The following is a 20,909-nucleotide window of genomic DNA, read 5'->3' on the forward strand; positions in this document are numbered from 1 at the left end:
TCGCCTGTCACCAATTCGTTCCCGTTGGCGGTCGCCAGCGGGCCCTCCAAAACTTTCAATCCGCTTGTCCCTTCGTGAAAAATTCAGCCTAGGTCGTTTATACCGTTCTCGCTCGACGTTTTGAGTGCTACTCAGGGCCTCCAATACCGCCCGGCTCAGAGCTTATCTGCCAGACAGCGTCCTTCCTGCAGGCGGAATACACTGTGGATGCGTGAGGCTGCGATCTCGCCCTGTGCCATGGCGACTGCCAATTGGTTGAGACCGGTCACAACATCGCCTGCAGCATAGACATTTGACACGGAAGTTTCCTGATGAAGACTGGTCAATATGCGGCCGTCGGAGGCCAACTCCACATCCAGATCGACTCCAATGGCATTTTTGGGGTCGTTGCCGAGGCCAGAGTATAAAGCGGCAAATCTCACTGTCCTTCCGCCGTCAAACCGAACGTGCACATTGTCCTTGCCGAACTTCCATTCCGCTACGGCATTGGGGATGACCGGCACGCCCGCATCGTCAAGTTTCCGAGCAACCTCAGCGTCTATCGTCAGCGGCTCACCCAGCGTCAGTATCGAGATTTGAGCCGTATACTGGCGTAGAAAGAGCGCTTCACCTGCAGCACAATCTCCGGCCCCGATAACCGCCACAGGCTCTTCCGACAACTCGTAGGCGTCGCAAACCGGGCATTGGCGGAGCAGACCCGCCCGGACGTGATCCAGTGCCTGGGCAATCGGAGGAAGCCTGTCCCGGACACCGGTCGCGAGGAGGAGGGAGCGCGCTCGGATGACAGCTTTGGCGTGGATATTAAAGCTGCCGTCCACCCGCGCGATGACTTTGTCGACGTGACCTCGGATCACCTCCACGCCGAATTTCGACATTTGTGCCTGCATCTTCTCAAGTAGCTCAGGGCCGTGAATTCCATCTGGGTAGCCTGGGTGATTGTGCGATCGGGGAATGAGCGACGCACTACTCTCGCCTGAGTCGATGAGCGCGACTCGCCTTCGATATCGCGAAAGGTAGATTGCTGCCGTCATGCCAGCAGGGCCTCCGCCGATGACGACGCAATCGTATGTTTCAGTCTGCATGATCGGCAGCCCCGAGCGCCTTCAGACCCATGGCCAAAGCTGCGCTGATTGAAGCCGCCAACACTTCCTCGGGGCCCCCATCGAACTCGAACTCCAAGGCGGTCGGCGCCTCACCACGAAGGCACGACGCGATGCAGACATATCCAGCAGGTTTACCTTGATCCGCACTGGGACCGGCAACCCCGGTGATTGCCAACGCAAGGCCGGCTTCCGGCGCGGCTTTCAACGCACCGCCTGCCATTTGACGGGCGACCTCCGGGTCGTAGACGGTGCGGTCCTTGATGAGCACCTCCGAAACTCCGAGCGCGGCTGTCTTCAGAGAGGCGCGGTAGGTCACGAAGCTTCCTTCAAGCGTATCGGAGCTGCCGGGCACTTTTGCGAGGCTCGACGCCAGAAGTCCGCCGGTGCAGGATTCCGCTGTGACGAGCCGAAGGCCTTGTTCCGTCAGGCGGCGGCAGAGATCAGCCGCGGAAGCCTCCGTCTCGGTCGGAAAGCCTACCTTCGCACGATCGTTTTGAAGGACAGGAGGGCGAAAGAGCCTCTCGTCGATCGTGTCGAGAAGGGAGAAACGATCGGCAAGCGGGTGGTCGAGCCGGATCGGGTTCACGCGCTTGTGCCAAGTCGTCCGAAGCCGTTGCAGCACGGCCCCCAGCACCATCTGGGCATGTCGGTCGTTTTCCATTTCAAGGATAGACACCAGATGCTGGGTGGTGATGCGGGGATCCTTGGCCAGAACCTCGCCGAGCGCAAAGAGAATGATATCCCATTCGAGATACGTCGCGCCGATCTGCGCCTCGTCGCCTGCTCCGATCCCGAGCCCGTCGGTGGGCGCTGCGCGCCATGTTTTCTCGGGAACACCCGCTCGTCGGGAAAGCCAAGGTATTTCCCACGACTTGATCAGCCCCTGCAGTGGGGCGATATCTCCAACATCACCGTGCAGCGTCCAGAAGCCGGCGCCGAGCTCTGAGAAGTTGTCCGTGCTGGCCACGATGCCGCTGAAGCGACGGGCCTGATCGTAGAGTGTCATCATCCTCAGCCGGGCACGCAGGTTTCCCCGGCGCGTGCGCGCCGCTCCCTCATCGGAGACCACAAGCGATCGGTCCAATGCGCCCAGGGATGAGACAATATCGTCGAACCGGTCGCTTAGATCGATATGGTGGTGTTCGATGCCCAGGGCCGCACACGCCTCGATGCCACGTTCGGTTTCCTCGGCATGTTGATGAATGGGCAGAGTGAACCCCACCACGCGCCATCCGGCTTTCTTGAACAGCGCAGCAGTTAGAGCGGAATCGACACCGCCGGACATCCCCAGCACTGCCGTTTCCACCCCGGCCTGCGTCCGGTAATCTATCAAGTCTTGGCATAGAGCTTCGAGCACATTTTCGAGGGCTTCTTCGCTGAGAAATAACCCGTCATCAATTTGCTTCTCGAGCTGTTGCTTAAACCAAGGGCTGGGGCCGCTTCTCCCACCCTGCCGAGCGAGATCGAGAATATCCGAATAAAGCATGACCGTCTCCGCGCTCGAGCCCGCTGTGCTCGGTGTGTTCTTGAACGGAAGCTAAATTAGAGCTGTTATGTTCCGAGTGGCAGGGTGTGACGAACAATTCGACCTACTGGCGGTTCTACCACCGCCTGTGGGACATGCATTGTCTAACTTGATTCAGGCACCACCGACTTGAGAGATGGAATTACGATATGCCCTACACGCTGACATATTCTTTCTCCGGCAGCATATTAGGGGAATCCCAAATTGTGCTGGATGAGTTCACGAGGCTTTTGATCCATAAATATCCGTCTGCCGGGCACTTCGTCGGGATGGGCAGACCTATGACGGTCGAACAACTGCGCGCGATTATCAAGGATTCCGGGTTAGAGAGCATCGCAAAGGTGGAAATGATGTTTATCTAATCTAATCTACCGTATTTGGTTCAACATATAACATAATACGTCGCACGCGGTGCATTTTCAGATCGATCGACTCCAAGGGCCTAAGTCGGTGTAAAATCCATATCCGGCCGTAGGCGACAGCAAAATTCTTGGACAAGCTCGATCGTCGCCTGTATGTCGTCGATGCACACGACCTCGGACGGCGTGTGCATATAACGGAGCGGAACTGAAATGACGCCCGTTGCGACACCGCCTTGCAGCTCTTGCACCACGCGCGCGTCGGTTGGGCTGGTCCCGCCCACTGCTTGCTGCTGATACGGGATAGCGGCGTCAGTCGCAGTTTTCACACGAGCAGGTCGAAAAGGATCGGATTGGTAATTGCACCTTGGGATATACCCGGCCCTCCGCCGAGATAGAGCGCGCCCTGATCCTCTGGCCGCGCACGTGGTAATCCATTGCGACGCCCATATCGATCGCAAGCGCCAGGTGCGGAGCAATATTGAAGCCCGCGGTCTTGGCGCCGCGAGAGCCAATTTCCTCTTGCACGGTTCCCAGAACGTGAAACCCTACATCCGGGTGGAGCCGGTTATCCTTGGCCAGGCGCCGGACCAGTTCGGCCCCAATCAGAAGCCCTACCTTGTTGTCAAAAGCCCGGCCCACGGCCAATCGGCCGCCTAGCAGGGCGAACTCCGCCTCTATCGTCACCGGACTACCGATCCGAACGCGCCGCTCTGCATCCTCCCGCGAGGACGCTCCAATGTCGATCCAGAGATCTTTGAGAGTCGGTGTCTGCATCATGTCAGAGGACTGGAAGGTCTGAATCGCCTTGCGCCCGATCACGCCAAGAACACGCTCCGCCCCATAAACCCAGACCCGCTGACCGATCTCAGTCGCAACGTCGGTGCCGCCTATTGTGCTAAAGAAAAGAAAGCCTGCTTCATCGATATGGTGGACGATGAAGCCGACCTCATCCATGTGGCCTGCATACATAAAGCGAAGTGAGGCCTCGGGGTTTATCACTGCACTGACATTGCCCAGAACGTCGGTGGTGACCTTATGTGCAAATGGCTCGACATAGTTTCGGTAAAGCCGCGCCACCGGCTGCTCGAACCCGCTCGGCGAGGGCGCTGCCACGAATGCTTTCCATAGGTCGAGCGCGGTATCGTCCATTCGTTTGAGCTCTCATGCTTTAGATGATTGGAAGATGGGGCGGGGGGCAAGCCTTATGGGTTGTCGCAGTCTAACTCCTTCCATCGTCGCCCTAGGCTTCCTCGCGGCTTGGAGCGAGCTCGCCGCGTTGGGAGTTAGACCCTTCACAACATGGGTCTCTCTTTGGGGGGCAGCGGCCCGGCGTCATAGCGGGCCCTAGCAATCCTCGTTCTTGTCAATCATGCCAGGCTTGCCCCGATTTTCGCACATTGCGGTATCGGATTTTGCCCCGCGCGGCTTGGAAGGCCAGGCGCGCTCCGACCCGGGCCCCGGAGTATCGGCTTCAACGCCTTGCGGCTGACGACCAAGTTGCTCCGCCTCTCGGGGCATGGGCTTTTTCTCATCATTTGGTGACATTGTCGGTCCTCCTGTCGACGAACAGTGACAATACAGGGATGTTCCGCGTTACTCGCGTCTTGCCCCCCATTCGGGGCACGGGTAGAACACACCGTCATCAACCAAACACCCTCCCATGAACGCGCTAACGCAGCTGTCCCTGCCGATCGGGGATCGGCTTTTTCATTCCGAATTGATTGCCGGCTTCGAATGCGGGCTGGTCCATGGCGGTCGGCACGACCTGCTTTGCACCACCCGGCATCTGCCAGCAGACAGAATGGGGGAGCATCTGCGGATCGCGCGCGAGCATGGCCTCCTCACGATCCGAGACGGACTGGTTCCCGGCCATAACGCGGTCGAGCGGCTAAGAGCAGCGCATCACGCGGGCGTTCAGGCAATCTGGGACCTCTCTCACTACCACCGCAATCAGGATCCGGTCCGCTGCGCCCGCATCGTCGCCGAGGCAGCCCGCGGCATCGCTGCCAACGAACGTCTTTGGCTCTGTCCGGTAAACGAGCCTGCGCTTTATCCCCTTATCGCTGGCATGCCCGAGCAGGAGGCTGTGGAGATGGCCATTACCATGGTGCGGGTGGCGCGCGATCATCACCCGGACATCGGCATTCTTACAAACGATCCGATCGCCGGCATCGGCGAGCGTCAGTTCGCCGCAACAGATGCGATCGTTTCAGCGATCGACGTGGATGTGGTGGGGGTCAACTACTACCCGCACACCGCGCGGACGGCACTTTCGAAGGTGCTGATCAAGACCTGGCGCCGCTATGGCAAGCCGGTGATGGTCTCCGAGACAAGTTGGCATGACGGCCATCCGGTGCACCACCGCCGCTATCCGGGGTTCAACAAGGGCAATTGGCTGCACCATGTGCTGGATGAAGTGGAAATTGCAAGGGCGCGCGGGGTCAAGATTGCCGGGGTATGTTGGTATCCGATCATCGACTGCCCGCCTTGGCATGCGCCGCGCTCGCGGACCCGCTGGAGCCATGGGCTGATCCGGAGTGATCGGTCGGTGGATCCTGCACTTTCGGATGCGCTTCGAGGTGCGAGGACATCAGTCGCAGCATGATTGCCGCGATGCAGCGAATGGCGGCAATGTCCCAAGAATCGCAGTCTCCGCCACCCCAACGGCCGTGTTTTCGTATCAGGCGCAATCGCCCCATGTGCCGAGTAGCATCTCCAAAAACCGACCCGCTGCCGGTGAAAGCTTGGCGTTGCGGCGGCGGACCACGCCTATGGGACGGGAGATTTCCGGTCCGGTAAGGGGCCGGGTCACCAGAAACGGGTGATCGTCGGAAGGCGTCGCCAGTTTCGGCAGCACCGATATTCCCAAACCCTGCTCGACAAGACCTAGCGAGGTGGAAAGATGGGTCACCTCGTATGTCCAGTGAAGCTGAACGTCGTGTTTCGCCAGCGCGGTGTCGAGCAGCGTTCTGTTCCCGCTGGATCGATGAACGGTGATGAGCGGATAAGCTGCCAGATCGCTCCAGCTCACCTTCCGCTTCGTTGCAAGCGGGTGATCCTTCAGCGTGGCAAGCACGAAAGGATCGTCCGCCAGATGGGAAAACTCCAGATCGGGGTCCGAGCTTCCCATGATGTTGATGCCGAACTCCACCTCGCCGCGTGCCACGGCCTGTAGGCCTTCCACGGCGGTCAGATCCAGAATGCGGAAGCGGATGTTGGGATAGACCTTGATGAATTCCTTGATGACCGTGGGCAGGAAATAAAAGGCCGCCGTGGGGACGCAGGCAATGGTGACGAGCGCGCCGCTTTGGCGTCCAAGCTCGCGCACGGCGAAAAGGGATGAGTCGAATTCCTCGAGCATGCGGCGGACCAGGGGGATCAATTCGGTTCCGATGGCCGTCAGCGAGACGTGCCGGGTCGTGCGTTCCAGAAGCGGCGCGCCGACGGCGGCCTCCAGCTTTTGTATCCGGCGGCTCAACGCCGATTGCGACAGGTTCAACGCTTCGGCTGCGCGATGAAAGCCGTGAAGATCCACTACACTCAGAAAGGCGCGGAGATCCAGCATCTCGCAATTGATGTTCATTGCGCAATAATACCTTCGATATTGGCATTTAACATCACGTGTCCCTCCCGCCATAAGCAAGTAATGCATCGTTTGACCCATACGATGCAACAGTGTGGGAGGGCGCGCAACATGAACGATCTTCAACCTATCCCTTGCGTGCTCATGCGGGGCGGAACGTCCAAAGGGCCGTTTTTTCTTGGATCCGATCTGCCATCCGACATTGCAGCACGCGACCGCATTCTCCTCTCGGTGATGGGCTCGGGCCATCCGCTTCAGATCGACGGGATCGGCGGCGGCAATCCGGTGACGAGCAAAGTCGCCATCATCAGCCCGGCAAGCGTCGCCGGGGCCGATGTCGATTATCTGTTTGCGCAGGTGCGGATCGACCAGCAGATCGTGGATACCTCGCCCAATTGCGGCAACATGCTCGCGGCGGTGGCTCCCTTCGCCATCGAGGCGGGGCTGATTGCTGCGCAGGACGGAAATACCCTCGTGCGCATTCACAACATCAACACAGGCAAGATCATCGAAGCCGAGCTTGCGACACCGATGGGAAAGGTCTGCTATCTCGGCGATGCATCGATCGACGGTGTCCCCGGCAAGGCCGCGCCGATCGCGTTGACCTTCCTTGATGCGGCGGGGGCGCGCACAGGGCGCTTGTTTCCGACCGGTGCGCCGACTGACCGTATTGGGGATATCTACGTCACCTGCATCGACTGCGCCATGCCCATGGTGCTGATGGACGCGGCCAAACTAGGGGTGACAGGATACGAACCTGCTGCCGTCCTGAATGCCGATACTGCGCTTCTTGCCCGCATCGAAGCAATCCGCAGAGAAGCCGGGCGGCTGATGGGCATGGGCGATGTCGCGCAACAAGTGACACCGAAGCCTGTGCTGGTCTCTCCCGCGCGTTGCGGCGGCGATCTCAATGTCCGCTACTTCATGCCGCATGAGTGCCACCCCTCGCTTGCGACAACGGGCGCCGTTGGCATCGCCACCGCGGCGATATCTGCTGGCACCGTTGCTGCGCGGATCGTGGGCGACCGGCCAATCCCCACCGTCCTGCGGATCGAACATCCCGGCGGGGCGCTGGATATCAAGTTGGACGAAAGGGACGGAAAACGGATCGCGGGGGTTCTGCGGACGGCACGTCGCCTGTTCGAGGGCTTCGTTTATGCAAAACCGGAAAAGGCTGCAAAGTTCGCAGCATGATCAAACGGCGCCGGGAGGGCGCCTGAGGAGGAGATATCCATGAAAACCCTGATGATGGCCTTGGCCGCTTCGACCGCACTCGCCTTTCCATCGCTGGCGCAGGAAGTAAGGATGAGCGTCGGATCCTACAACCTCAACAACCTGCCATTCCCGGTCGCGCAGGGCCTCGGATATTACGAGGACGAAGGCTTGGACGTGACGGTGGACAACTTCGCCTCGGGCGGGTCGAAGACGCTTCAGGCGCTGGTCGCCGGGTCCACCGACATCGCCGTCGGCTTCTATGACCATACCATCCAGATGCAGGCCCAGAACAAGCATGTCGTCGGCTTCGTCGAAATGGCGCGCAATTCGGGCCTCGTCTTGGCCGGGCGCAACGGTGCAACATTCGATCCGGCCAACCCGGAATCCATCAAGGGTGCCAAAGTCGGAATCACGGCTCCCGGTTCGTCTTCGGACTTCTTCATCCGCTATTACCTGCAGCAGCATGGCATGACCGCCGACGATATCGCGATCATCGGCGTCGGATCGGGTTCGGCGGCGGTTGCGGCGGTGGAGCAAGGCAAGATCGACCTGCTGGTAAACTATGACCCCGCCGCCACCTTTATCGAAGCCAAGGGCGTTGGCAGCATCCTGATCGATGCGCGCAGCGACGAGGGTGCCAAGGCTGTCTATGGCGGGATCTATCCGACGTCGGTGCTCTACGCGACGCAAGACTTCATCGATGATAACCCCGAGGCGATCCAGAAGGTGACCAACGCCACCGTCCGCGCCCTGAAATGGATGAGCGAGCATTCCGCCGAAGAGATCGTGGAAACGCTGCCGGTCGAATACATCTCGGGCGACCGCGAAACCTATATCCGCGCGGTCGAGAACGCGAAGGCCATTTTCTCGGAGGACGGGCTGTTCAACCCCGAGGATGCGGAAACCCCACTGCGCGTGCTGAAGACCTTCAACCAGTCGGTCGCCCGGGCCGAGATCGATCTGGCCGCAACCTACACCAATGCATTCGTCGAAGCGGTCCCCGCCGACGCGTCCAACTGAGGAGGAGGAAATGGCGTTGAGCGCAGTGAAGAAGATCGACTACCCGCAGGTGCCATCGGCCGCAGCCGCGAAACCGATGGTGGCCCTGCAAGGCGTGCAGATGGCGTTCGGCGATTTCGTGGCCGTCGACGACGTGAACCTGACCGTGGCCGATGGCGAATTCCTTGCCATCGTCGGACCGACCGGCTGCGGCAAAAGCACGATCCTGAACGCGATCGCGGGCCTCCTGAAGCCCGCGAAGGGCAGCGTGACCATCGACGGCGCGCCGGTGAAGGGCGCGGGCGGCGATATCGGCTATCTGTTCCAGCAGGACGCGCTACTTCCGTGGAAGACCTCGATCGAGAACGTGGAGCTCGGGCTGATGTTTCGCGGCGTCGGCAAGGCGGAACGCCACGAAAAGGCGAAAGGCTGGCTTGCCAAGGTCGGGCTGAAGGGGTTCGAGGACCGCTATCCGCATCAGCTCAGCGGCGGTCAGCGCAAACGCGTGCAAATGGCGCAGGCGCTGATCACCGGGCCCAAGGTCATCCTGATGGACGAGCCGTTCTCGGCGTTGGACATCCACACCCGCCACCTGATGCAGAACGAGCTTCTGCGCCTGTGGCAGGAAGAACGCCGCGCGGTCGTGATGATCACCCATGATCTCGAAGAAGCCATCGCACTGGGAGACCGGGTGGTGGTTCTGGCCTCCGGCCCGCGCAGCCGGGTCATCGACAGCTTCCCTGTCGATCTGTCCCGCCCGCGCGACGTGGCCGAGATCAAGCTCGATCCGCAGTTCCTCGAACTATACAAGAACATCTGGGCGTCGCTGCGCGGCGAGGTGGAGAAAAGCTATGCACGCAAATAGTGTTCGTCTGATCCAACTGGTCATCCTGGTGGTCGTTGTCGGCGGCTGGCAGATGGGCGTCAGCGCCGGAGTCATCGACCGGTTCTTCTTTCCCCCGCCGTTCGAAATCGGCGCCCAGATCATCCGCTGGATCACTGATACCAGCTTCTACAAACATGTTGGCATCACGCTGACGGAAACCGTGCTGGGCTATGTCATCGGGACCGCATTGGGCGTCACCGCTGGCGTATGGCTTGGTCTGAGCCGCACTTCGGCCCGCATCCTGGATCCTTTCATCAAGGGGTTGAATGCCATCCCGCGCGTCGTTCTTGCGCCGATCTTCGTGCTGTGGCTGGGCCTTGGGCTGTGGTCAAAGGTGGCGCTGGCGGTCACGTTGGTGTTCTTCGTGACCTTCTTCAACGCCATGCAAGGCGTGCGTGAAGTGAACCCCGTTGTCCTTGCCAATGCCCGCGTTCTGGGAGCCCGCAAGGGCGAGTTGTTGCGCCACGTCTATTTCCCGGCGGCGGCAAGCTGGATCCTCTCGTCGCTCCGCACCTCGGTAGGGTTCGCGGTCGTTGGTGCCATCATCGGCGAATATCTGGGATCTTCGGCGGGTCTCGGCTATCTGATCGCGCAGGCCGAAGGCAACTTCGACGCGGTCGGCGTATTCGCTGGCATCATTATCCTGGCGATCTTCGTTCTGATTATCGACCAGATCCTCGATGCGGCAGAGCGTCGGCTGATCACTTGGCGGCCGAACACCGAAGAGCGGCCCGCCTGATCCAATTGCTAAGTAAAATTCCGCCGCCCTATCAAGGGCGGCGTTTGTGTTGGCAGCGCAGCGAATGTCGGCAAAGCCCCACGATCTTCGTTTGAACTGCACCGTCAAATAGAAGTTCTGCGCGACGTCTCCCTCGGCTTCAGCGCATCCAGTGCATCGTCATTCTCCCGCGCCCAGCCGTAAATCAACTCGATTGGCTCGACAAAGCGGCGGCCCAGATCGGTCAGAGAATATTCCACCGCCGGGGGAATGGTTCCCTCCACATGGCGGTGGACGAGGCCCGCACGCTCCATGTCGCGCAGGGTCTGGGTCAGCATCTTCTTCGACACCCCCGGGACCGCGCGCAGCAACACACCCGCCCGCGCCGATCCGCCAAGGCGGGCATGCAGGACGTGCAGCACCATGCTGGTCCATTTGGTCGAGAACAGATCGAGGATGCGGCGGGGGGCGCAATCCTCGCGCCAGTCTTCATCGGAACTCATTGGGTGGGCACCTATTGGGCTCTAGGGAACGGTTTGGTTCCGTCTAGCGCGCGTCTCCGGCAGATCCTAGATGGGCGGAGTTCAACAGTCGGAGATTATCATGACCAAACGCGCTCTTGTCGTCGGTTCAACAGGAATAGCGGGCGGCGCGATAGCACGGCTGCTGCAGGACCGGGGCTGGGACGTGTTGGGACTGTCGCGCAGTGCATCGCCACAAAAAGGGGTGCGGCAGATCGCGGCCGACCTGTCCGATCCCATCAACCTCGCCGCGGCTTTGACGGACATTGCGCCGAGCCATCTGTTCATCACCACGTGGTCGCGTCAGGCGACCGAGGCGGAGAACATCCGCGTCAACGCCGCCATGGTGCGCAACCTCTTGGACGCGCTGCGGCCCGCTGAATCGTTGCGTCACGTCGCGTTGGTGACGGGGCTGAAGCACTACCTCGGTCCGTTCGATGCCTATGGCAAAGGCGCGCTGCCGGACACGCCGTTCCGCGAGACTCAAGGCCGGCTCGACGTCGAAAACTTCTACTACGCGCAAGAGGACGAGGTCTTTGCCGCCGCCGAACGCGACGGGTTTGGCTGGAGCGTCCATCGCCCTCACACCATCATCGGCAAGGCGGTCGGCAATGCGATGAACATGGGCACCACGCTGGCCGCATATGCCACGATCTGCCGCGAAACCGGGCGCCCCTTCGCCTTTCCCGGCAGCGCGGCGCAGTGGTCGGGGCTGACCGACATGACCGACGCGCGCCAGCTTGCCGCCCAGATGCTCTGGGCCGCGACCACCGATGCCGCTACGAACGAGGCGTTCAACATCGTCAACGGCGATACCTTCCGCTGGTCGTGGATGTGGGGCCGCATCGCCGACTGGTTTGGTATCGAAGCCGCCCCATTCGACGGCACGGTCCGCCCGCTGGAGGAGCAGATGGTTGGCGATGCCGAGGTCTGGGCAGAAATCGCCACCCGGCACGGGCTGGCGGAGCCGGATCTTTCCCGCCTCGCCTCCCCTTGGCACACCGATGCCGACCTTGGCCGCCCGATCGAGGTGGTGACCGACATGTCGAAAAGCCGCCGCCTCGGCTTTGCCGCGTATCAGCCGACCGACGACGCCTTCTTCGATCTTTTCGCGCAGCTTCGCGCCGACCGTCTCATCTCCTGAAACCCAAGGATCTATCATGCCGAAATTCAAACTCTTTGAACCCGTCACAGTGGGCGGTCTGACGCTGGACAACCGCATCGTCATCGCCCCCATGTGCCAGTATTCCGCCGAAGATGGCCGCATGACCGACGGCACCTGATGCATCTGGGCCAGCTGTCGCACTCCGGCGCGGGCATCCTGACCATCGAGGCGACGGCGGTATCGCCCGAGGGCCGCATCTCCTATGCCGATGTCGGGTTGTGGGACGATGCGACCGAAGATGCGATGCGCGGCGTGCTCGATGGCGTGCGCCGATGGTCGTCCATGCCGATCGCGATTCAGCTGGCCCATGCCGGGCGCAAGGCCTCGACCGACCTGCCGTGGAAGGGCGGTGCGCAGATCGCGCCGGATCACGCGAACGGCTGGCAGACCGTAGCGCCATCCCCGCTGCCGTTCGAGGAGCATGAGGTTCCCCCGACCGAGTTGGACCGCGCGGGGCTCGACCGCATCCGTGACGCCTTTGCCGATGCCGCCCGCCGTTCCGCCCATCTGGGCATCGATGCCATCCAGATCCACGCTGCCCACGGCTATCTGCTGCACAATTTCCTGTCGCCGCTTTCGAACCGGCGCACCGATGATTACGGCGGCAGTTTGGAAAACCGCATGCGCTTCCCGCTGGAGGTGTTTGACGCCGTTCGCGCGGCCTATCCAACCGAGCGCCCCGTGACGATCCGCGTCTCGGGCACCGACTGGGCGGAGGGGGGATGGGATGCCGAGCAGACCGTCGCCTTTGCAAAGGCACTGGAAGCACGGGGCTGCGCGGCGATCCATGTCTCCAGCGGCGGCCTCGATGCGGACCAGAAGATCCCGGTCGGCCCGAGCTATCAGGTGCCGCTGGCTCGCGCGGTAAAACAGGCGGTCTCGATCCCGGTCGTTGCCGTGGGCCTCATCACCGAGCCGGAACAGGCCGAAGCCATTGTGGCGACCGGCGATGCGGACATGATCGGCGTCGCCCGCACCATCACCTATGATGCGCGCTGGCCGTGGCATGCCGCAGCAGCACTTGGCGCGACCGTCAAGGTGCCGCCTCAATATCTGCGCAGCCAGCCTTCCAACTTAAAAGAGCTTTTCAAGAGGGGATAAATTGAAGGCTCTGCGTTACCATAAAAGGAAGCGCAGAGCCCAAACCCGCGATCAGAAATAGCCGTCCGAAGCCGTAGATACTGCGGCTGCAGAATAACTTCGCCTGCGCTAAAAACTTTTGCGTAGAACGATTTCAGTGATCTCCGATGGAACGCCGATACGCTGCGCAAAGCCGATCCACAGTCCTGTGCCGTTGCTTACGTAAAGCTGCATGCCGTCGACCTCATAAAGGCCGGAAACGTAGCCGTTGTTGAAGCGCGCCACGATCTGGTCAAACCCGCGGATCATGCCGCCATGGGTGTGGCCGGACAGTTGCATCGTGGCCCCGGCTTGAGCGTTCCGCGCGGCCGTGGCGGGCTGATGATCCAGAAGGACGATCGGCGCTTCCTGAGGGGCACCGACGAGCGCAGCTTGAGGATCGGGCGCGGGTTGACCGAAATCCGGGGCGCGTGCGTCCGTGACGCCAGCGATTACCAGCGAAGCATCGTCTCGGCGGATGACCTTGTGTTCATTTTCGAGAACCCGCATCCCCAATCGCTCGAATTCAGCGACCCAGAGGGGCGCATCGAAGTAATATTCGTGGTTGCCGGGACTAACGATTACGCCATGCGCTGCGACAAGGTCCGCAAGCGGCGCGACGGCCACCCGGCGTGCCTCTGTGGTTCCATCGATGAGATCTCCGGTGATGACGATTAAATCTGGTGTCAGCGCATTCACACGCTCGACGACAGCCGTCGACCAATGTTCATCGAATAAACGACTGAGATGCAGGTCCGTCAATTGCACCATTCGAAACCCATCGAACTCATTTGGTAGGTTCGGCAGGGCAATTTCTATCGTGCGGACCGAGGGGACACGGATGGCCTGGCTCACACCCAACGCGCTGAGCGTCAGTGCGGCGAGGATCACGGCATACCGATATTGCAACCGCACACGCCGCCAGCGCATGCTGAGCGCAGAAAGGATCAGAGAGGCGGCATCGACAACCAATTGGAATGCAAAGCCGATCACCATCGCGCCGAAGACCCAGTTCACGATGATCATCACCTCGCGCGGCACTTCGGGAGAAAACATCGAACCGAAAGCAAAGTGGCTGAGCAGATGGTGCTGCGAGACCGTCAGGATCAGCAGGGCTAGAGCGAACCTAACATTGCGAGGCAAAGGCAAAGGCCAGACAAGCCGCAATACGATATAGAGACCAACAAGACCTTTAATCAGGTGAAACACTTTGTAAATCCGGCGAAAACAACGGTTTGGTGTTGATAGCGTAGCGCTGCTACGCCCTCCAGACGTTAGGCGCCAACTCCGGAGCCCGGTTTGGCGAACTTTTCGTGATGAAGCGTTATTCGAAGGCGCGGTTGGTGCATCCGGCGCATCTTGTGCGCCGAATGTTCATCGGCTTCAGTCGGTTGCAACTCCAAGATATTCCGCGTCCGTAACCTTTTCCATCCAGGTCACGACCGAGCCGTTCAATGCCTCGGCGATGGCGAGGTGGCTCATCGCCTCTTCAGGCGACGCCCCATGCCAGTGGCGCACATGTGGCGGAATCCAGACGAGATCGCCCGGACGCATCTCGACGATCGGACCGCCCTCTTGCTGCACCCAGCCAAGGCCTGAGATGACATGCAGCGTCTGGCCGAGCGGGTGTGTGTGCCATGCGGTGCGAGCGCCTGCCTCGAACTCGACCGTTGCGCCGCTGACGCGTGCCGGTAGCTGCGTCTGGTAGTTGCCGTGCACGCGGACGGCGCCCGTGAAGTAGTCGGCTGGGCCAGAGTTGCCAGCCTCGGGATCGCGGCGGACGATACGGATGTCGGTTTCCGCCTCGGGTGCAGTTTCGCGGCTCATGAAGACCTCCTTCAGGACGGGAACCGCCGACATGGCGCGAGGCCAGCCAGCATAGAACGCAACATGGGCCGGCACCTCGGCGGCTTCAACGCTGGACATGCCGTTGTCCATCGCGCGGTTTGCGTGGAAGGGCAGCTGTTCGGGCTGACCGATCGCGATCAGCGCGGTCATCGTGACCAAGCTTCGGTCGCGCGCCGACAGGTCGGGACGCTGCCACAAATCGCCGAACAGCACACGGTTGGTCATCTCGGCCAGCGCGGGGGCCGTCGGCGCGACGGTGCCATCGACGATGGCGCGGCGCGCGGCTTCGGCCCCTCTCTCCAGTTCGATCCGCGGCTCATCGCTTTGCTCGACTGGGTCGATCCCACGATCGTCGAACACGATTTTCACCTTGGCCACCGCCGAAATGGCGTTGGGCCAGCCGGAGTAGATCGCAAGCTGGGTGATCAGTTCGCCGATCTCGGCAGGCTCCACGCCGTTGTCGAGCGCTCGGGAGGCATGGACCCCGATCTGAGCGACCTTTCCGGTCGAGATCAATGCTGCCAGCGTCACAAGGCTGCGGTCGCGCGGCGACAGCTCAGGCCGCTCCCACACCTCGCCGAACAGCACGTCATCGGTGAAATGTCCAAGCCCGGGCGCGACGTCATAAACGGCAGGCGGGGCCACACGCGCGCGTTCGTGCGCTTCGGCCCCGGTGGCGGCGATAGCCGTGAAGGCCAGTGATTTGGCGATGTTCTTCATGTCGTTTCTCCAAGGATGGGCGGTGCGAAAAGGATGGGCCGAGGGCGGAGCGTTTCTGCCCCCGGGGCTGCTCAGGCGCCCATCCGTCCGATGTCCATCACGAAGCGGTATTTCACATCGCCCTTCAGCATCCGGGCATAGGCGGCCTCGATCTCGTCCGGGCGGATCATCTCGATATCCGAGGTGATGCCGTGCTGGGCGCAGAAATCCAGCATCTCCTGCGTCTCGGGGATGCCGCCGATCATCGAACCGGCGATGGCGCGGCGTTTCATGATCAGGCCGAATACGTTCGGCGACGGGTGGGGCGAGGCGGGTGCGCCGACCAACGTCATCGTCCCATCGCGCTTCAGCAGGGCAAGGAATGCATCCAGATCATGCGGCGCGGCGACGGTGTTCAGGATGAAGTCGAAGGATTTGGCATGGGCGGCCATCTCGGCCTCGTTGCGCGAGACGACAACCTCGTTCGCGCCCAGCGCCAAAGCATCCTCGCGTTTGGACTCGGACGTGGTGAAGGCCACGACATGCGCGCCCATCGCATGAGCCAGCTTGACGCCCATGTGGCCAAGCCCACCGATGCCGACGACGCCGACCTTCTTGCCCGGACCCGCGCCCCAGTGGCGCAGCGGCGAGTAAGTGGTGATGCCGGCGCATAGCAGCGGCGCGACTGCGGCCAGCTGATCCTCAGGGTGGGTGATCTTAAGGACATAGCGTTCATGCACCGTGACCGCCTGCGAATAGCCGCCAAGCGTGTGGCCGGGCGCATCGGGTGTCGGACCGTTATAGGTGCCCACCATGCCGTCGCAGTAATTCTCCAGCCCGTCCGCGCATTCGGCGCAGCTTTGGCAGCTGTCGACGATGCAGCCGACGCCGACCAAATCGCCGACCTTGTGCGCGGTGACATGGCCGCCGACCTCGGCCACGCGGCCGACGATCTCGTGCCCCGGAACGCAGGGGTAAAGCGTGCCCGCCCATTCGCCCCGCGCTTGGTGCAGATCCGAATGGCAGATGCCGCAGAAGGCGATCTCGATCCGCACGTCATGCGGGCCGGTGTCGCGCCGCGCGATTTCCATGCGCGACAGGGGCTGGTCGCCCGCTTGGGTGCCGATGGCAAGAATGGTCATTTCGATAGTCCTTGGGTCATGCCAGATGCTGTTCGAAGAAGGCCTGTAGCCTGTCGAAGGGGATGGCGTCTGCACTGTCGTAAAGGTCGGTGTGGTTCGCGCCCGGAACGATCAGCAGTTCCTTTGGCTCGGCTGCGGCCGCATAGGCAGTTTCGCTGAAATACCGCGAATGGGCGGTCTCGCCATGCACCAGCAGGACGGGGCGGGGTGCGATTTCGGCCATGTAGTTCAGGATCGGCATGTTCATGAACGACAGCGGCGTCGTCAGCGACCATGCGTTGCCGGAGTTGACTGCACGCGGATGATAGCCGCGCGGGGTCATGTAGTAATCGGCGTATTCCACGACGAACTGCGGCTCTCCGCCCGCAAGCTTCAACGAGTCAGGGCCATAGGCGGGGGTTCCCGCCTCGGCATCCGCCCAACGCTGGTTCGACAGTTGCTCCAGCGTCGCGGCGCGCTGTTCGGGGGTGGTGCTGTCGTCATAGCCTTTGGACATGACGCGGGTCATGTCATACATCGTGCTGGCGACAGTTGCCTTGATCCGCTTGTCCACGGCAGCCGCGTTCAGCGCCATGCCGCCAAAACCACAGATGCCGATGATGCCGATCCGTTCGCGGTCCACCGACGGGTGCAGGCCGATGAAGTCAACGGCGGCACTGAAATCCTCGGTATTCATGTCTGGCGAGGCAATGTTGCGCGGCGCGCCCCCGCTTTCGCCGGTATAGGACGGATCGAAGGCCAGCGTGGCAAAGCCCCGTTCTGCCATTGTCTGGGCGTAAAGACCCGAGGATTGCTCCTTCACTGCACCAAACGGCCCCGAGACGGCCAGCGCGGGCAGCGCCCCCGTGCGGTCCTTCGGCAGATAGAGATCGCCCACAAGCGTGATGCCGTAGCGGTTAGTGAAGCTGACCTTTTCATGGTCAACGGCATCGCTTTTGGGGAAAGTCTTGTCCCAGTCCTGCGCTTGCGCAAAGGCGGGGCCTGTGGCACCAAGCGCAGCGATGCCAAGGCCGGTGAGTTGCATCATGGAACGACGGTCCATTTTCATCCTCTTTCCAGTTTTCAGGGTTTCAAAAGGCCGCGACCGCTGCCGATCAGCGCCAGCGCGCCAAGGGCAAGCAACACGCTGCCGGTAAAAGTTGCCTCGATGGACCACGCTTCCAGCAGCGCGCCGCCAAGCACTGCCCCCAGCATGATTGCGGTCTGGATGCCTGCGACCATCAGGCTGCCCGCAGCCTCGGGGGCGTCGGCCACGTTGCGCGACATCCAGGTCATCCAAATGACCGACATCGCGGTGTTCATCGCGCCCCAGACCACCAACAGAACGCCAGTTGCGGCCATGGACCCGCCAAGGACAATCAGCCCGACCGTGCAGCCGCCCATTACAAGCGCGGGCAGTTTTAAAAGCGGCGCGATGCCCGGGCCGATGAACTTGCCCGCCGCCCATGTGCCGATGAACCCCGCGCAGCCCAAGGCCAGCAGCAGCGCCGAAAGCTGCGCGACATCCACCTGCGTGATCTGCTCGAGGAAAGGCCGCAGATAGGTGAACATCGTAAAGGCCGAGCCCCACGTCAGCGTTGCCGATACAAGGCCGCGCGCGAAATACCGGCGGCGCAGCAGCAGCACCAGCGCAGCGAACGACTGGCGCCCTTCTGCAGGCAATGACGGCAGCGCGACCGCCAGCCAAGCGAGGTTCAGCGCCACGATCGGGGTCAGCGCCCAGAACACCTCGCGCCAGCCCAGTATCCCGCCCAGATAGCTGCCGACCGGCGCGGCAAAGGCCGCCGCAATCGCCTGTCCGCCATACATCACTGCCAGAGCGCGGGGCACGTTGCCCTCAGGCACCAGCCTAATGATGACGGCGGCGGCCAGCGCCCAGAATCCGCCGACACAGACACCCAAAAGCGCGCGCCCAACGATCAGCGTCGTGAAATCCGGCGCAATGGCGACCAGCACCAACGAGGCCAGCATCATCCCCGTGATCGCCAACATCACGCTCTTGCGGTCCATTCGCCCTGCGACGGTGGTGACAAGCAGGCTTGCGATCACCGCAAACAGGCCGCTGATGGAAATCGCCTGTCCGGTCTGGCCCGCGCTGGCGCCCAGCCCCTCGGCCATGGGGGTCAAAAGGCTGACGGGCATGAACTCGGAGGCGATGAGCATCGCAACACAAAGCGACATTGCAAAGACTGCGCCCCAGAGGGCAGCACCGTGGCGTTGGATTGGGTTGACGGTGGTGTCCATGATGCGCTCGCTAATTCGGGTGCCCCAAAGGTAGCGGCGTGGGACCGCCCGGATTAGTGACCCAATTTCGCATGGACTTATCGACCAGAGCGATCAATCATCGCGGCCAAAAAGGAGCGGCCATGCGGAAGACAGATTACAACGACCTCGTCTGGTTCCAGGCTGTGGCCGAGATGCGGAGCTTCACCAAAGCCGCCGCGCGCATAGGTATCGCGCAATCCACCCTCAGTCATACGATCCGCCAATTAGAGGCGCGCATGGGGCTCCAGCTTCTGGCGCGGAACACGCGCAACGTGACCCCAACCGCTGCAGGCGAGAGACTGCTCGCCACGATCACCCCCCGTTTTACCGAGATCGAGGACGAGATCGCCGATCTGATGGCGCTACGCGAAAAACCCTCCGGCTCGATCCGGTTAACCTTGTCTGATCATGCTTTCGAAAGCACGGTCTGGCCGAAGCTCAAACCCGTGATGACCGATTACCCAGACATCAGCATCGAATTCAGCCTTGACAGCAGCTTCCGCAACATCGTGGACGAGGGCTTCGACGCCGGCGTCCGACTTGGCGAAAGCATCGAGAAAGACATGATCGCCATCCGCATCAGCCCCGACTGGCGGCTGGTTGCGGTTGCTTCGCCTGCATATTTCTCGGGAAACGGCATGCCCGAGCACCCGCAGGATTTGGTTCGGCACCGATGCATCAACATGCGCCAGATCACTTCAGGCGGACTATACGCGTGGGAGTTTGAGAAAGACGGGCAAGAACTGCGGGTGCGGGTGAATGGGCAAATTACGTTCAACAATTCCTACGCCATGATTGATGCCTGCGCCGCAGGCTTGGGCATCGCCTATGTTCCCGAGAACATCGTCGAGGCGCATATCGAAGCAGGAACCCTCTGCCAGACGCTGGATGACTGGTCGCCGCTGTTCGACGGCTATTACCTCTATTATCCGAGCAGGCGTCAAAACCTTCCCGTGTTCAAGCTTCTGACGGATGCTCTTCGGATCAGGTAGCGCGTTGCCGGAACAGATCTGGGAGGAGCCTACCAGCTACAATTCGGCCGCTCCGGCATGCACCCGATCCCCATGGACGATCAAATATCCACGCTCGGCGGCAGAACATTTTGCACTGCAGCGAAAGGCGGGTTTGTCCCATGGTCGACGGGCAGAGCCCGAAGCCGACCTTCACAGGTGGAGGCATCAGCCTCGGCGGGCGGGATCGTTTTGAGCACAGAATCGATCAAGAAATGACATGGCCTCTTCGCGGTTGTGGAGACGGGTCTTTGTCTTGGAGAACGCATCATAGATCGCCAAATGGCCGCGGTAGCTGCTTGACGTTTCTCGCTTCCGATAGGCGGCTACCCAGTCCAGCAACTGGCTGAAGCTCTCTTCAGTGCCGCCTCCCTGATTGCCACGCTGTTTGACGTTGGTAAGGCACTCTTAGGCAAGTCCAGCCAGACAAGTCTTGTCACTCGGGGAAGTGCATTCTGGACAAGCCAGCCATAGACGCCTTCCATCACCCACTGGTCGGCCTCCGCCGCCCTCGCCACATCACGCATAGCGGCCGCATTCTCTCGGGGAACGCCATAGCGGCCGGGCTGCCAGCGAATGTCATCGAGGTGTAATGTTGGAAGCCGCCCCCTTCTTCCGATCTCCTTGGAGAGCCATGTCTTGCCGCTTCCGCTATTTCCGATGATCAGCAGTCTTTCGTGATAGGTCATACTGTCTCCGGAGGCTACTCTTTAGGGTGCGGCGCAGCGAATGGCGGCTAATGGGATGTG

Annotated in this window: 22 protein-coding genes; 10 read left to right on the forward strand and 12 right to left on the reverse strand. The window is 61.4% G+C overall.

What is annotated here, in order from left to right:
- Window positions 1-155: 155 nt before the first annotated feature.
- Together E2K76_RS17680 and nadE are read right to left on the reverse strand one after the other, a co-directional pair.
- Window positions 156-1,082 (reverse strand): FAD-dependent oxidoreductase, encoded by a 927-nt coding sequence (locus tag E2K76_RS17680; RefSeq protein ID WP_136685775.1) that lies wholly within the window; start codon window positions 1,080-1,082, stop codon window positions 156-158.
- Window positions 1,072-2,589: an NAD(+) synthase gene (nadE, locus tag E2K76_RS17685; RefSeq protein WP_136685776.1), complete on the reverse strand. Its 1,518-nt coding sequence runs from the start codon at window positions 2,587-2,589 to the stop codon at window positions 1,072-1,074. The genes E2K76_RS17680 and nadE overlap by 11 nt, the downstream gene beginning before the upstream one ends.
- A gap of 188 nt (window positions 2,590-2,777) precedes the next feature.
- Here nadE and E2K76_RS17690 point away from each other — a divergent pair, with 188 nt between their 5' ends.
- Window positions 2,778-2,990, forward strand: coding sequence for a hypothetical protein (locus E2K76_RS17690; protein WP_136685777.1), 213 nt, complete (start codon window positions 2,778-2,780; stop codon window positions 2,988-2,990).
- Window positions 2,991-3,070: 80 nt separating this feature from the next.
- Here E2K76_RS17690 and E2K76_RS21145 read toward each other — a convergent pair whose 3' ends face one another.
- The gene (locus tag E2K76_RS21145) at window positions 3,071-3,316 is read right to left on the reverse strand and encodes a hypothetical protein (protein ID WP_169053378.1); all 246 of its coding nucleotides are present in this window, start codon (window positions 3,314-3,316) and stop codon (window positions 3,071-3,073) included.
- Window positions 3,300-4,139: a M42 family metallopeptidase gene (locus tag E2K76_RS17700; RefSeq protein ID WP_136685779.1), complete on the reverse strand. Its 840-nt coding sequence runs from the start codon at window positions 4,137-4,139 to the stop codon at window positions 3,300-3,302. Before E2K76_RS17700 ends, E2K76_RS21145 begins: the two co-directional genes overlap by 17 nt.
- Window positions 4,140-4,650: 511 nt before the next feature.
- Between E2K76_RS17700 and E2K76_RS17705 the strand changes: the two genes are divergently transcribed.
- Window positions 4,651-5,595 (forward strand): glycosyl hydrolase 53 family protein, encoded by a 945-nt coding sequence (locus E2K76_RS17705; protein WP_136685780.1) that lies wholly within the window; start codon window positions 4,651-4,653, stop codon window positions 5,593-5,595.
- Window positions 5,596-5,670: 75 nt separating this feature from the next.
- Here the strand turns inward: E2K76_RS17705 and E2K76_RS17710 are convergent, their stop codons facing one another.
- Window positions 5,671-6,699 carry a LysR family transcriptional regulator gene (locus E2K76_RS17710; protein WP_246033010.1) on the reverse strand — a complete coding sequence of 343 codons (1,029 nt, stop codon included), beginning with the start codon at window positions 6,697-6,699 and terminating at the stop codon, window positions 5,671-5,673.
- Here E2K76_RS17710 and E2K76_RS17715 point away from each other — a divergent pair.
- The 4 genes from E2K76_RS17715 to E2K76_RS17730 are packed head-to-tail and all read left to right on the forward strand — an operon-like array spanning window position 6,685 to window position 10,412.
- Window positions 6,685-7,767, forward strand: coding sequence for a 4-oxalomesaconate tautomerase (locus E2K76_RS17715; protein ID WP_136685781.1), 1,083 nt, complete (start codon window positions 6,685-6,687; stop codon window positions 7,765-7,767). The two genes, E2K76_RS17710 and E2K76_RS17715, sit on opposite strands and share 15 nt — an antisense overlap.
- 39 nt (window positions 7,768-7,806) lie before the next feature.
- Complete coding sequence (locus E2K76_RS17720) at window positions 7,807-8,808, forward strand: ABC transporter substrate-binding protein (protein ID WP_136685782.1); 1,002 nt, start codon at window positions 7,807-7,809, stop codon at window positions 8,806-8,808.
- A gap of 10 nt (window positions 8,809-8,818) precedes the next feature.
- The gene (locus E2K76_RS17725; RefSeq protein ID WP_136685783.1) at window positions 8,819-9,652 is read left to right on the forward strand and encodes an ABC transporter ATP-binding protein; all 834 of its coding nucleotides are present in this window, start codon (window positions 8,819-8,821) and stop codon (window positions 9,650-9,652) included.
- A complete protein-coding gene (locus E2K76_RS17730) occupies window positions 9,639-10,412 on the forward strand; it encodes an ABC transporter permease (protein WP_136685784.1) in 774 nt (257 codons plus the stop codon). The genes E2K76_RS17725 and E2K76_RS17730 overlap by 14 nt, the downstream gene beginning before the upstream one ends.
- Window positions 10,413-10,516: 104 nt before the next feature.
- Here E2K76_RS17730 and E2K76_RS17735 read toward each other — a convergent pair whose 3' ends face one another.
- On the reverse strand, window positions 10,517-10,894 hold the full coding sequence (locus tag E2K76_RS17735) for a winged helix-turn-helix transcriptional regulator (protein ID WP_136685785.1): 378 nt from the start codon (window positions 10,892-10,894) through the stop codon (window positions 10,517-10,519).
- 100 nt (window positions 10,895-10,994) lie between these two features.
- Between E2K76_RS17735 and E2K76_RS17740 the strand changes: the two genes are divergently transcribed.
- The 3 genes from E2K76_RS17740 to E2K76_RS17745 are packed head-to-tail and all read left to right on the forward strand — an operon-like array spanning window position 10,995 to window position 13,178.
- Window positions 10,995-12,056, forward strand: a complete 1,062-nt coding sequence (locus E2K76_RS17740; protein WP_136685786.1) for an SDR family oxidoreductase — start codon at window positions 10,995-10,997, stop codon at window positions 12,054-12,056.
- Between the two features lie 16 nt (window positions 12,057-12,072).
- A complete protein-coding gene (locus E2K76_RS21190; protein ID WP_394343939.1) occupies window positions 12,073-12,195 on the forward strand; it encodes an oxidoreductase in 123 nt (40 codons plus the stop codon).
- The gene (locus E2K76_RS17745) at window positions 12,195-13,178 is read left to right on the forward strand and encodes an NADH:flavin oxidoreductase/NADH oxidase (RefSeq protein ID WP_394343940.1); all 984 of its coding nucleotides are present in this window, start codon (window positions 12,195-12,197) and stop codon (window positions 13,176-13,178) included. Before E2K76_RS21190 ends, E2K76_RS17745 begins: the two co-directional genes overlap by 1 nt.
- 108 nt (window positions 13,179-13,286) lie before the next feature.
- On the opposite strand, the gene E2K76_RS17750 is transcribed toward E2K76_RS17745, so the two are convergent.
- The 5 genes from E2K76_RS17750 to E2K76_RS17770 form a co-directional block, all read right to left on the reverse strand.
- On the reverse strand, window positions 13,287-14,405 hold the full coding sequence (locus E2K76_RS17750) for a metallophosphoesterase (RefSeq protein WP_136685787.1): 1,119 nt from the start codon (window positions 14,403-14,405) through the stop codon (window positions 13,287-13,289).
- Between the two features lie 174 nt (window positions 14,406-14,579).
- Entirely contained in the window at window positions 14,580-15,764 is a 1,185-nt protein-coding gene (locus E2K76_RS21070) for a (R)-mandelonitrile lyase (RefSeq protein ID WP_136685788.1), read from the reverse strand.
- Between the two features lie 71 nt (window positions 15,765-15,835).
- Window positions 15,836-16,885, reverse strand: coding sequence for an NAD(P)-dependent alcohol dehydrogenase (locus E2K76_RS17760; protein WP_136685789.1), 1,050 nt, complete (start codon window positions 16,883-16,885; stop codon window positions 15,836-15,838).
- Between the two features lie 16 nt (window positions 16,886-16,901).
- On the reverse strand, window positions 16,902-17,927 hold the full coding sequence (locus E2K76_RS17765) for an alpha/beta hydrolase (protein WP_246033011.1): 1,026 nt from the start codon (window positions 17,925-17,927) through the stop codon (window positions 16,902-16,904).
- Between the two features lie 20 nt (window positions 17,928-17,947).
- Window positions 17,948-19,129: an MFS transporter gene (locus E2K76_RS17770; protein ID WP_136685791.1), complete on the reverse strand. Its 1,182-nt coding sequence runs from the start codon at window positions 19,127-19,129 to the stop codon at window positions 17,948-17,950.
- Between the two features lie 122 nt (window positions 19,130-19,251).
- On the opposite strand from E2K76_RS17770, the gene E2K76_RS17775 reads away from it, so the two are divergent.
- Window positions 19,252-20,142 (forward strand): LysR family transcriptional regulator, encoded by an 891-nt coding sequence (locus tag E2K76_RS17775; protein WP_136685792.1) that lies wholly within the window; start codon window positions 19,252-19,254, stop codon window positions 20,140-20,142.
- A 344-nt stretch (window positions 20,143-20,486) separates the two neighbouring features.
- Here the strand turns inward: E2K76_RS17775 and E2K76_RS17780 are convergent, their stop codons facing one another.
- Window positions 20,487-20,849 carry a hypothetical protein gene (locus E2K76_RS17780; RefSeq protein WP_136685793.1) on the reverse strand — a complete coding sequence of 121 codons (363 nt, stop codon included), beginning with the start codon at window positions 20,847-20,849 and terminating at the stop codon, window positions 20,487-20,489.
- Between the last annotated feature and the right edge of the window lie 60 nt (window positions 20,850-20,909).

Origin of the sequence: Falsirhodobacter xinxiangensis, assembly GCF_004959935.1 — a bacterium.
Lineage (GTDB): Bacteria > Pseudomonadota > Alphaproteobacteria > Rhodobacterales > Rhodobacteraceae > Falsirhodobacter > Falsirhodobacter xinxiangensis.